This window comes from Ruegeria sp. F11 (assembly GCF_056533855.1).
In genome coordinates, this window is record NZ_JBQFOW010000003.1 from 168,330 (window position 1) to 180,376 (window position 12,047).

At 59.7% G+C, this 12,047-nt stretch carries 12 protein-coding genes; 8 read left to right on the forward strand and 4 right to left on the reverse strand.

Going from position 1 to position 12,047, the window contains the following annotated elements:
* Nucleotides 1–5: 5 nt before the first annotated feature.
* From ACR0NJ_RS05270 to ACR0NJ_RS05280, 3 genes are all read left to right on the forward strand, one after another.
* Nucleotides 6–1,037 (forward strand): SIS domain-containing protein, encoded by a 1,032-nt coding sequence (locus ACR0NJ_RS05270; RefSeq protein ID WP_480816080.1) that lies wholly within the window; start codon nucleotides 6–8, stop codon nucleotides 1,035–1,037.
* Nucleotides 1,034–2,191, forward strand: coding sequence for an N-acetylglucosamine-6-phosphate deacetylase (gene nagA / locus ACR0NJ_RS05275; protein ID WP_480816081.1), 1,158 nt, complete (start codon nucleotides 1,034–1,036; stop codon nucleotides 2,189–2,191). The genes ACR0NJ_RS05270 and nagA overlap by 4 nt, the downstream gene beginning before the upstream one ends.
* A 325-nt stretch (nucleotides 2,192–2,516) precedes the next feature.
* Nucleotides 2,517–3,668, forward strand: coding sequence for a porin (locus ACR0NJ_RS05280; RefSeq protein ID WP_480816082.1), 1,152 nt, complete (start codon nucleotides 2,517–2,519; stop codon nucleotides 3,666–3,668).
* 48 nt (nucleotides 3,669–3,716) lie between these two features.
* Here ACR0NJ_RS05280 and ACR0NJ_RS05285 read toward each other — a convergent pair whose 3' ends face one another.
* Nucleotides 3,717–4,601, reverse strand: a complete 885-nt coding sequence (locus ACR0NJ_RS05285; protein ID WP_480816083.1) for an MBL fold metallo-hydrolase — start codon at nucleotides 4,599–4,601, stop codon at nucleotides 3,717–3,719.
* A 116-nt stretch (nucleotides 4,602–4,717) separates the two neighbouring features.
* Complete coding sequence (locus tag ACR0NJ_RS05290) at nucleotides 4,718–5,122, reverse strand: rhodanese-like domain-containing protein (RefSeq protein WP_480816084.1); 405 nt, start codon at nucleotides 5,120–5,122, stop codon at nucleotides 4,718–4,720.
* Between the two features lie 34 nt (nucleotides 5,123–5,156).
* On the opposite strand from ACR0NJ_RS05290, the gene ACR0NJ_RS05295 reads away from it, so the two are divergent.
* The 5 genes from ACR0NJ_RS05295 (at nucleotide 5,157) to ACR0NJ_RS05315 (ending at nucleotide 10,226) form a co-directional block, all read left to right on the forward strand.
* Entirely contained in the window at nucleotides 5,157–5,417 is a 261-nt protein-coding gene (locus ACR0NJ_RS05295) for a hypothetical protein (RefSeq protein ID WP_480816085.1), read from the forward strand.
* 208 nt (nucleotides 5,418–5,625) lie between these two features.
* On the forward strand, nucleotides 5,626–6,804 hold the full coding sequence (locus ACR0NJ_RS05300; RefSeq protein ID WP_480816249.1) for an acyl-CoA dehydrogenase: 1,179 nt from the start codon (nucleotides 5,626–5,628) through the stop codon (nucleotides 6,802–6,804).
* Nucleotides 6,805–6,832: 28 nt separating this feature from the next.
* Nucleotides 6,833–7,666: a tryptophan 2,3-dioxygenase gene (locus tag ACR0NJ_RS05305; protein ID WP_480816086.1), complete on the forward strand. Its 834-nt coding sequence runs from the start codon at nucleotides 6,833–6,835 to the stop codon at nucleotides 7,664–7,666.
* 1 nt (nucleotide 7,667) lies between these two features.
* Nucleotides 7,668–8,855: a kynureninase gene (gene kynU, locus ACR0NJ_RS05310; RefSeq protein WP_480816087.1), complete on the forward strand. Its 1,188-nt coding sequence runs from the start codon at nucleotides 7,668–7,670 to the stop codon at nucleotides 8,853–8,855.
* Between the two features lie 129 nt (nucleotides 8,856–8,984).
* Entirely contained in the window at nucleotides 8,985–10,226 is a 1,242-nt protein-coding gene (locus ACR0NJ_RS05315) for an acyl-CoA dehydrogenase family protein (RefSeq protein ID WP_480816088.1), read from the forward strand.
* 12 nt (nucleotides 10,227–10,238) lie between these two features.
* On the opposite strand, the gene ACR0NJ_RS05320 is transcribed toward ACR0NJ_RS05315, so the two are convergent.
* Together ACR0NJ_RS05320 and ACR0NJ_RS05325 are read right to left on the reverse strand one after the other, a co-directional pair.
* A complete protein-coding gene (locus ACR0NJ_RS05320) occupies nucleotides 10,239–11,549 on the reverse strand; it encodes a TRAP transporter large permease (protein WP_480816089.1) in 1,311 nt (436 codons plus the stop codon).
* Nucleotides 11,546–12,046 (reverse strand): TRAP transporter small permease, encoded by a 501-nt coding sequence (locus tag ACR0NJ_RS05325; RefSeq protein ID WP_480816090.1) that lies wholly within the window; start codon nucleotides 12,044–12,046, stop codon nucleotides 11,546–11,548. Before ACR0NJ_RS05325 ends, ACR0NJ_RS05320 begins: the two co-directional genes overlap by 4 nt.
* Between the last annotated feature and the right edge of the window lies 1 nt (nucleotide 12,047).

Consider the following 12,047-nt stretch of genomic DNA (forward strand, 5'->3'; position numbering starts at 1 on the left):
ATTCTATGCCACAGCAAACTACCCGGATGCGCCGGGAGATCGACGAAGTACCGCTGGCCATCGAACGGCTTCTGAGCCAGGGCCAAGGGGACATCTCTGCCGTCGCCGCGGTTGCGCGCGACCTTGATCCGACCTTTATCACCACGGTCGCGCGTGGCTCGTCGGATCATGTGTGCACCTATCTGAAATATGCCTCCGAAATCCTTCTTGGCGTGCCCGTAGCCTCTGTCGGCCCTTCTGTCGCGTCGATTTACGATTCGCCGCTGAGGCTGCAGAACAGCCTGTGTCTGGCGGTGTCTCAGTCCGGCAAAAGCCCGGATATTCTTGCGATGGCCCGCAATGCCCGGCGGGACGGGGCCCTGACCGTCGCTCTGACCAACGATGCGGCTTCCCAGCTGGCCGCAGCCAGTGCGCATCCCATAGACATACAAGCGGGTCCTGAGCTGAGCGTGGCGGCGACCAAGACATTCGTCGGTTCGGCGGTCGCTGGTCTTTGGATGCTGGCGGAATGGAGCGGGGATGAGGCCCTTTTGTCCGCCATTCGCGCCCTGCCGCAGCATCTGGAAAGTGCGGCGCGCATAGACTGGCCCGAGGTGCGCGACGCAATTGGGGCACGGCCTTCGCTGTTCACGCTTGGGCGCGGGCAAGCCTTGGCGGTCTCAAATGAAGCCGCACTCAAGTTCAAGGAAACCTGTCAGTTGCACGCGGAAAGTTATTCGTCTGCCGAAGTTCTCCATGGCCCGGTTTCGATTGTCGAGGAAGGCTTCCCGGTTCTCAGCTTCGCGGCAGCCGACGCGGCGGAGCCAGCGCTTTCGCAGGTGTCCGACGCCATAAGCGCCAAGGGCGCCCGTGTGTTTGCCACCACCGACAAGGTGCAACAAGCCACGCAGATCGAACATGTGCGCACGCTGCATCCCCTGACGGACGCGCTGAGCCTGATCGTCTCGTTCTACTCAATGGTCGAGGCTTTTGCAGCCTCGCGCGGCATTGATCCCGACACCCCGCGCCACCTAAACAAGGTGACGGAAACGGTATGACCGACGCGCTTCAGGCAATCACCGGGGCGGATATTCTGACGCCCGGGCAAGTTGTTCAGGGTCATGCTCTGTTGCACCGGCAGGGCCGGATCGAAGCGGTGGTTCCTGAAGCGGAGGTTGACCCGACGGTCGCACCGACGGAACTAGAGGGTGGCCTGCTGGCACCGGGTTTCGTTGATCTGCAGGTCAATGGCGGCGGCGGCGTCATGTTCAACAATCAGCCGGACGTTGCGGCGTTGCGTCGCATGTCCGATGCCCATGCGCGGATTGGCGCGACCTCAATCCTGCCGACTCTGATCACGGACACGCCGGATGTCACACAACAGGCCTTAGACGCAGCGATTGCAGCCGTGCATGACGGCGTTCCTGGCATTCTTGGTCTGCATCTTGAGGGACCGCACCTCGCCCTGTCACGCAAGGGTGCCCATGACGCAGCCCTTATTCGTCCGATGGAACAGTCCGATCTGGACATGCTTCTAAAGGCGGCAGCGCGTCTGCCGGTGCTCAAAGTCACCGTGGCCCCGGAAAGCGTCTCGGTCGCGCAGATCAAGGCGATGGCGCAAGCGGAGATCGTGGTCTCGCTGGGCCACACCGATGCGTCCTACGCGGATTGCGTGGCCGCAGCTGAGGCGGGTGCAAGCTGCGTAACGCATCTGTTCAACGCCCAAAGCCAGATGGGCAATCGCGAGCCCGGCACCGTTGGCGCAGCACTGGCCTTGGGCGGGCTGTCGGCTGGGCTGATCGCTGACAAAATCCATGTTCACCCGGCCACCATGCGCAACGCGATGGAGGCAAAACAGGCTCCGGGGTTCGTTTTCCTTGTCAGTGACGCGATGGCGACGGCAGGATCGGACATCACAAGCTTTGAGTTGAATGGCCGTGAAATCCTCAGAAACCACAACAAATTGACGCTGGCCGACGGCACGTTGGCAGGCGCGCATCTGGAATTGCTGGATGCCGTCCGCAATGTGTCTGAAGTGACCGGAATACCGGTTACCAAGGCTTTGGACCTGGTCAGCCGCCTACCCGCCGCGTTGATCCGGAATGATCTGATTGGACGGCTATCCGCAGGATGCCACGCGCATATGGTACATATCGGACGTTCCGGCGATCTGGAAAACATTTGGCAGTTTGGGCGCAGGATCGACCGGTAAACGGGCCTATGGCTTTCAATTTCCCTTTGGCACAGGGGCTGCGACCTCTGAATCACTACCTTTCGCTCAAGTGTCTGGAAACGCATTCCAACATTCGTCAAAACGAATTGCTGCCCAGGCCGCAATCTGTGTTATCCTACATATGCGAGTTTGTTTATTTAACTACCGATTCTGAACAAAGATATTTCGACAGGAAAGGAGTGGAAACGCCCACCTAAGAAACCGGAACGCAAAACGCACTGCACCGGGCGATCAACAGGGATGTTTGCTGGCACATAACCCGGCCCGGATTCAGGCGGTGTGGACAAACGAGAGGGTCGTAAAGATGAAATTTAAAACCATAGCAACTTCATCAGCCGCACTGATGGCATCAGCGTTCGCCTTTCCGGCGGCTGCCGAACTGAAATACGATAACAATTCGGGCGGTTTTGTCGTCCTCTACGGTCAGTTTAACCCGGCCATAATCTCGGTCGATGACGGCCAGGAAACGGAAACCAACCTTCGTGACTATGACGCCTCCAACAGCCGGGTCGGCCTGCGTCTGGAACAGCCATATGGCAACAACACATTCCGGTTCCGGTTTGAAACCGCTCTGGGCCTGCCCAATTCCACGGAAACCGACCAGAACGGCAATGACTACAGCGGCTGGACGCGCGAGGATATCCGCCACGTGGATTTCTCGCTTGAAGGTGACTGGGGCACGTTCTCGGCCGGGCAGGGCAGCATGTCCGGGGACAGCGTCGCCGAACAGGACCTGTCGCTGGTCGGCCTGGTTCTGTATTCCTTCACCGCCGACTCCAACGCCTCGTTCCTGTTCAGGGATGACGCCGGTTTTCTGACCGGTCCGACCGTGAGCGGTACAACCGACAGTTTTGACGGCGCGCGCCGTGCGCGAATCCGCTATGACACCCCATCGTTCAACGGGTTCACATTCAGCGCCTCTTACGGTCAAAACCTTTTGGAGGAAGACTTCGACGATGACCGCGATTACTATGACGTCGCGATTTACTACCGAAACAAAGTGACCAGCAATATCGAGGTTGCCGCCGGTCTTGGCTATCTGGTCCGCAGCAGTGGTAACAGCGGTCCGGGCGGCAGCCAGAGTGCGCGGCGAGAGGACCTTGTTGGGTCCGCCTCGATCCTGGTGAACGAACGCCTGAGTTTCACAATCGCCGCCGGGGAACGGGACGTAGACGGCAGCACCGCAACCGATCCCAGCTATTTCTACGCCAAGATTGCGTACCAAGAGGATTGGTTCAGTTTTGGTAAAACCGGCATCGGCCTGCATTACTGGGACGGGTCCGACTTTAACGTCGACGGCTCAGATTCAAATGTCTGGGGGATCGGTGTGGTACAGGAAATAGATCGCCTGAACATGGAGGCGTATTTCTCGTATCAAGACTATGCCTATGACGATTCATCAGACAGTTTCGATGACCTGTCGACCGTCGTTCTGGGCGCGCGCTGGCGGTTCTGACCAGTTGAATACAACCGGGCCGGGGAACCGGCTCGGCATTTTCAAGGCTCAGAGCTTGTTGACCGGCGTCTTGAGCATCATGTTCCCGTCTTCGTCTGTTGGCACTTCGCCACCGCGCATGTTCACCTGCAAAGAGGGCAGGATCAGCTTGGGAACGTCAAGCTGAGCATCCCGCTCGGTCCGGAATTTGATAAACTCGTCGCGGCTTTTGCCGCCGCCAACATGAATGTTCTTGGCCTTCTGCTCTCCGATCGTCGTCTCCCAGGCGATGGCGCGTCCGCCGGGGCCGTAATCGTGACAGATAAACAGCCGCATTTCATCGGGCAGGGACAGCACGCGCTGAATTGAATCGTATAGCTGGCCCGCATCCCCGCCGGGAAAATCCGCACGCGCCGAGCCTCCATCCGGCATGAACAGCGTGTCCCCTGCAAAGGCCGCATCGCCTATGACATGGACCATACAGGCCGGCGTATGGCCCGGTGTGTGCAAGGCGAAGCACCTGAGAGATCCGATTGTATAGGTATCGCCATCGCCAAAAAGCGCCTCGAACTGCGATCCGTCGCGCTGGAACTCGGTGCCTTCGTTGAAAATCTTCCCGAACGTATCCTGTACGGTCAGGACGTGCTCGCCAATGCCGATTTTGCCGCCAAGCTCCTGCTGGATATAGGGGGCCGCCGACAGATGGTCGGCGTGGACATGAGATTCGATGATCCATTCCAGCGTCAGACCATGAGAGCGAATAAACGCGATGATCTGGTCCGCAGAGTCAAAGGTCAGGCGCCCGGCGGCCGGGTCGAACTCCATCACCGGGTCGATGATCGCGCAAGCCGTGCTGGACGGGTCGCGGACCACGTAGCTGATTGTGTTGGAAATCTCGTCAAAGAACCCGGTGACCTCGGGTTTGACAGCCATATCAACGGGTGGGATCGTCATCGCAGAGTCCTTCTGACTGGTCTGGTGCAACTGTAGCTTGCGGGGTCTAGGAAACAAAGGAAAGAGCCCGGGGCTCTCAGAGAATTTAGATCAGCCGCGCCTGTCACTTTGACAGGTCAGTCTTCGTCAACAAAACGTTCGACCGGCCCGCCCGATTTCTCCCAGGACCCGAACCCGTCCTTCAGATGCGCTGCCTCGAACCCCATATCCTGCAGGGTGGCCACGGTGATCGCCGAGCGCCAGCCCGAGGCGCAGTGAAAGACATATGTCTTGCCTTCCTGCGCAAAGATGTCTTTGTGATAGGGGCTATCGGGATCGACCCAGAACTCGATCATGCCGCGCGGGGCGTGAAAGCTACCGGGAATGAAACCGGTGCGCTGACGTTCGCGCACGTCGCGAATATCGACAATCACCACATTCGGATCGTCGACCATCGCGATCAGATCGCTGGTTTCGATCTCTTCAATGCGGTCTCGGGTCTCTTGCACCATCTGCGCAGCCGATTTTTTCAATGCAGCCATTCCAACCTTCCGGTTCCAGTACGTTTTTTGAATATTGACCGACCCAAAGACCCGTTGCAACCTGCCCAGCATCTGCCAACTGGCCCCGAACCTGCTAACAGCTATCGGGTATAACGGGCGCGGTGTAACAAACGGCACGATTTTCGGGACCTGCTTGGCTGATCTGTTTGCGGGGATTGATCCAGACGATTTGCCTCTGCCCATGACGGTCCTGTCCAATGTGCCGACCACCCCGATCATGTCCCGTCTTTACCAGGCGGCGATTACCGCGAACCAGATTCTCAAAAGCCTCTAGGCCGCTGGAAATAGGGCTGATCGGCGCGGGGTATCGGCCACTCAGGACGACCAACTGAAATCCACCCGCAGTATTTCGCAAACGGCCATTCTTGCGGTGGCAATCCCAAAATTACGAGGATACTAAGGAGGCCAGTATGGGAGGGCACGATATGCTGACACAACCGCAAGAACACCACGCGGCCACGCCTGAATCCGCGCGCGCGAAGATGCCGCGCATGACGTGGGAGGACCCTTTCCTGATCGAGCAGCAACTGACCGAAGAAGAGCGCATGATCAGGGATACGGCCCACGCCTATTGCCAGGACAAGCTGGCGAGCCGCGTGATCATGGCCAACCGTGATGAAAACTTCGACCGCGCGATCATGACCGAAATGGGTGAGCTGGGCCTGCTGGGCTCGACCATCCCTGAAGAATATGGCGGTGTAGGAGCAGGGTACGTGTCCTACGGCCTTGTCGCGCGCGAGGTCGAGCGTGTGGATTCCGGCTATCGCTCGGCCATGTCGGTGCAATCGAGCCTCGTGATGCACCCGATCTTCGCCTATGGCACCGAGGAGCAGCGGCAGAAATTTCTGCCGAAACTGGCCTCGGGCGAATGGGTTGGCTGCTTTGGCCTGACCGAGCCTGACCACGGCTCGGACCCCGGCGGTATGCTGACGCGCGCCACCAAGGTTGATGGCGGGTATCTTGTCTCTGGTGCCAAGAACTGGATCACCAACTCGCCGATTGCCGATGTGTTCATCATCTGGGCCAAATCCGATGCCCATGACGGCCAGATCAAGGGGTTCATCCTTGAAAAAGGTATGAAGGGCCTGAGCGCACCGAAGATCGAGGGCAAATTCTCGTTGCGCGCCTCGATCACCGGCATGATCCAGATGGATGAGGTTTTTGTGCCTGAAGAAAACCTGCTGCCGAACGTGTCCGGCCTGTCGGGGCCGTTTGGCTGTCTGAACCGGGCGCGTTACGGCATCGCATGGGGTGCCATGGGCGCGGCCGAAGCCTGCTGGCATGCAGCCCGCAGCTACACGATGGACCGCAAGCAGTTCGGCAAGCCACTGGCCGCCACGCAGTTGATCCAGAAAAAGCTGGCGGATATGCAAACCGAAATCTCACTGGGCCTGCTGGGAGCGCTGCAATTGGGGCGTCTATTCGAATCGCACAATGCGCCTGCCGAGTTGATCAGCCTGATGAAGCGCAACAATTGCGGCAAGGCAATCGCCATCGCGCGCGAGGCCCGCGACATGCATGGCGGCAACGGGATCAGCGACGAATACGGCGTCATTCGCCATGTCATGAACCTTGAGGCGGTGAACACCTATGAGGGCACCCATGACATTCACGCGCTGATCCTTGGGCGGGCACAGACCGGGCTGCAGGCGTTCATGTGACGGCGCGCATCACCGCACGAGGTGTAAGATGAGCAACGGCTACGATCCGTCACAGGATGGCGCGAAAATGTCCTTTGCGAAGGACATGAGCTATGGCGACTACCTGTCGCTGGACGCCATCCTGTCGGCACAGCACCCGCTGTCCGACGCCCATGACGAAATGCTGTTCATCATTCAGCACCAGACATCCGAGCTGTGGATGCGTCTTGCCCTGCACGAGTTGCACGCCGCCCGCGCGCTGATGATCGAAGGCCGCCCGGATCAGGTGTTCAAGATGCTCAGCCGGGTGTCGCGGATATTCGAGCAACTCAACAACGCGTGGGACGTACTGCGCACCATGACCCCGAGCGATTATACAAAATTCCGCGAGGCGCTTGGTGCCTCGTCGGGCTTTCAGTCTCATCAATACCGGCTGATTGAATACGCTCTGGGCAACCGGAACACTGCTATGATGAAGGTGCATGAACATAGCCCGGACTTGCACCAGAAGCTGGAAGACGAACTGGCGCAGCCCTCAATCTACCACATCGCGCTGCGGATGCTGGAGGCGGAGTTGGGCACCGCGTTTGATCCTGCAGTCTACCGTCTGCGCACGCCGCATCAATCCGACGATGCGGTTATCGCCGCTTGGACCCGGATCTACCGGGAACCGGATACCCATTGGGTGCTGTACCAACTGGCCGAAAAGCTGGTGGACCTTGAGGACTACTTCCGCCGCTGGCGGTTTAACCACGTGACAACCGTGGAACGGGTGATCGGTTTCAAGCGCGGGACGGGCGGCACCAGCGGCGTCAGCTATCTGCGCAAGATGTTGGACGTGGAACTGTTCCCTGAACTGTGGAACCTGCGAGGGGGATTGTAGGATGGCGCTGCCCAGAAAAGACCTGTTCGATATCCCCGAAGGGGTCATCTATCTGGATGGCAACTCGCTGGGGCCATTGCCGAAATCCGTGGCGTCTGCCGTGCAAGACGTGGTCACGCGCCAATGGGGCGGCGAACTGATCCGGGGCTGGAACAGCTGCGGATGGATGGAACAACCCGCCCGCGTCGGTAACCGCATCGCCCGCCTGATCGGCGCGCCCGATGGATCAGTGGTGATGGGCGATACCTTGTCCATCAAGGTGTTTCAGGCCTTATCAGCCGCGCTGGCGATGCGCCCGGGCCGAAAGGTCATCCTGTCAGACAACGGCAACTTCCCGACCGACCTGTATATGGCCGAGGGGCTGATTGCGCTGAAAAACGCGGGCTATGAGCTGAAGACCGTCGATCCCGAGGCGGTGGCCGAAGCCATCGATGACAAGGTCGCGGCGGTGATGCTGACCGAGGTCGACTATCGCACCGGGCGCACTCATGACATGGACAACATCACCCAACAGGCGCACGCGGCGGGCGCGGTCATGATCTGGGATCTGGCCCACAGCGCCGGCGCGATTGAGGTTGATCTGGCAGGCTCCAACTGTGAGTTCGCGGTCGGCTGCACCTATAAATACCTAAACGGGGGCCCAGGTGCGCCCGCCTTTATCTATGTGCGCCCCGATCTGATCGACCAGACGCAGCCCGCGCTGGCGGGCTGGCTGGGCCATGGCTCGCCCTTTGCCTTTGAACTGAACTACCGACCTGCGGCGGATATCGAGCGCATGCGCGTGGGCACCCCTCCGGTGATCCAGATGGGCGCGCTGGAAGAGGCGCTGAAGGTCTGGGATGGGGTATCCATGGCCGAGGTCCGCGCGGCCTCGGTGAGCCTGTCCGAGCGTTTCATTGCCGAAGTCGAGGCGCGATGCCCGCAACTGACGCTAGCCAGCCCGCGCGACGCGACGATCCGGGGCAGTCAGATCTCGTTTTCCTTCGATCAGGGCTATGCCGCGATGCAGGCGCTGATTGATCGGGGCGTGATCGGCGACTTCCGCGCACCCGACATCATGCGGTTCGGTTTCACGCCGCTCTATCTGGACGAAGACGATGTGGTCGCCGCAGTGGATATTCTGGCCGACGTTCTGGACAACCGGCTGTGGGACGATCCGAAATACAGGGCGGTCAACCGGGTGACCTGAGCTTTTTGACGCTGGGTTACGCAGCCTGCCCCTTGCGGGCGGCCTTTCAATTGAGAATGCTCTGAGTGTCTTTTTGCGCCACGTGCGTGGGAAGGCAGCAAAGGCCGTCGCCATCTGAAAAGGATCATCATGGATTTTGCCCTGTCGCCCCGCGCCGAAGAACTTCGTACCCAGCTCAAAAGCTTTATGGAGGCGCATATCTACCCGCGCATCCGCGAGCATAAAGAGGAGATGGAGGCGGGCAATTTCCCGGTTCCGTTCATCGAAGACCTCAAGGCGTTGGCGCGAGCTGAGGGGCTGTGGAACCTGTTCCTGCCCGGCCTACGCGACCATGAGCCCGGCACACGGCTGAGCAATCTGGAATACGCGCCGCTGGCCGAGATCATGGGGCAGGTCAGTTGGTCCTCGGAAGTGTTCAACTGCAGCGCGCCGGACACCGGCAACATGGAGCTTTTGCACATGTTCGCCACGCCCGAACAGCGTGTGCAGTGGCTAGTACCGCTGCTAAACGGCGAAATCCGGTCCGCCTTTGCGATGACCGAACCGGATGTGGCCAGTTCGGACGCAACCAATATCACGACCTCGATCCGCCGTGAGGGGGATGAATATGTGCTGAATGGCCGTAAATGGTTCATCACCAATGCCTGCCATCCGAACACCAAACTGTTCATCGTCATGGGCAAAACCGATCCCGGCGCGGACCGGCACAAACAGCAAAGCATGGTCCTTGTGCCCAAAGACACGCCGGGCTTCGAGATCGTGCGCAATCCCACCATCCTGAACATGCACGACCCCGAAGGCCATGCGGAACTGGTGTTCAAAGACGTGCGTGTGCCCGCCGCGAACCTGCTGGGTGAAGCGGGCAGCGGCTTTGCACTGGCTCAGGCGCGGCTTGGCCCGGGGCGCATTCACCACTGCATGCGCTCGATCGGGGCTGCCGAAATGGCGCTGTCGCTGATGGTCGAACGGGCACAAGAGAGGGTGGCATTTGGTAAGAAACTCTCGGAACAGGGTGTCATCCGCGAGTGGATTGCAAAATCACGTTTGGAGATCGAACAGGCCCGTTTGTTGACGCTGAAAGCCGCGTGGAAAATTGATCAGGTCGGCGCGAAGGCGGCGTTCCGTGAAATCTCGTTGATCAAGGTCGTCGCACCCAACGTGCACGCCGCCGTCACCGACCGCGCGATGCAGGTGTTTGGCGCGATGGGGATGACCCCGGACACCCCGCTGGCCGACAGCTACACCTGGGCGCGCGCGCTGCGCTATGCCGATGGCCCGGACGAGGTACATCTGCAGGCCATCGCCAAACAGGAACTGAAAACCTCGAATTTCGGAATGTCCGCGCAATGGCTGACACCGCCCAAGCGCTGAGGTGAACCGATCTTAGAGGGCCAATGTCAGGGCGATGGACGGCAGGGCGATCAGCAGCGCAAGACGCAGGATATCGGCCACCCAGAACGGAAAGATACCGGCAAACATCGTCCGGATCGGGATGTCGGGCAGGATCGTGCGCAACACAAAGACATTCAGCCCAATCGGGGGCGAAATCAGGCTGATCTCGGTCACCACCACGACGATGATGCCAAACCAGATGGCGACGGCCTCGGGGCTGGACAGGATGCCATCGCCGAAATCGAGCGACATGATCATCGGAAAGAAGATGGGCACGGTCAGCAGGATCATCGAAAGGCTCTCTAACACCGCGCCCAACAGGATGTAGATCAGCACCAGCACGAACATGACCACAAACGCGTTGACGTCCAGTGACTGAACAAAGGACAGGATGGCGTCCGGCAGACCGGCGAAGCTGATGAAGTTCGAAAAGACCTCGGCCCCGATGACGATGGCAAAGATCATGGCGGTTGGGCGAACGGTATCAATGCCAACGCGGAAAAGGTCGCGAAGGCCGATGCCCCCCATGAAAACCGCGATGACAAGGGACAGGAACGCCCCGACCGCAGCGGCTTCGGACGGGGTAAAGAACCCGCCGTAGATGCCGATCATGATCAGGCCGAACAGCCCGACAACCGCGCAGACGCCTCCGATATCACGAGAGGTCAACGGATGATCGTCGGAACCGGCTGGCGCAAGATCGGGTCTGACTTTCACAGCCGCATAGACGGCGGCGATGTACAGAAGCACACCCAGCAAACCCGGCAGCAGCCCGGCGAGGAAGAGTTTGGCGATGTCAGCCTCGGTAATTATGCCGTAGATGATCAGGATAACCGAAGGTGGGATTAGAATGCCCAGCGTCCCACCGGCTGCGATTGATCCCGTCGCGAGGCTGTCGGCATACCCGACCTTGCGCATCGACGGCATGGCAACCCGGGACATCGTCGCGGCAGTTGCCAGAGAGGAACCGCACACCGCACTGAACCCGCCGCAGGCCACCACCGTGGCCATCGCCAGACCGCCCGGCAGCTTGCGCAACAGGCGCTGTGCGGCGGCAAACAGCGAATGGCTGACGCCCGAGGCAGTCAGCAGGTTCCCCATAAGAATGAACAGCGGGATGACGGACAGGGTAAAGGACAACACCGTGTCGAATGTCGTGTTGCCCAGCAGGGTAAAACTGGCCTTCCAACTGCGCAGCAGCGCAAAGCCGACGGTGCCCACCGCGATCATGGCAAAGGCGATCGGAACCCGGGCCAGTACCAGCACGAACAACACGGCAATGCCCAAAAGCGAGGCGATCATTCCTTATCGCCTTTGAACAGCCCGATCCCAGCCGCCAGACCGGAAATGGCGCAGGCCGTGGCGACGACCCCAGCCACCAGATACAGCGGAATCGAAAGGGAATTTGTCACCGTACCGCGTTTTTCAAGTTTCACGGCATGCTCCCAAACCTCCCACGCCATCATGGCAAACGTGCCCGCCACAATGATAACGGAAAGGATGAGCAATGCTTTGGACAGCGCCCCTCGCGAGGGCAGTTTCAGCAGGTCCACCGTCACATGCTCGTTCGACACCGTGGTCAGCGGCATCGCCAGGAACACAAGCAGGGCAAGCCCGATCTCGGTCAGCTCAAATGCGCCCTTGATCGGGCTGTTGAACACATACCGCGCCACCACATCAGCGGCGGTTAGAAGCATCATCGCCAGCATGACCACAACCGATGCCAAAGCCATAGCGTAGAACAGCTTGCGCCAGAGCGTTACGCCCCGGCGCTGATCAGTGTCGGCGGGTTGGGCCATC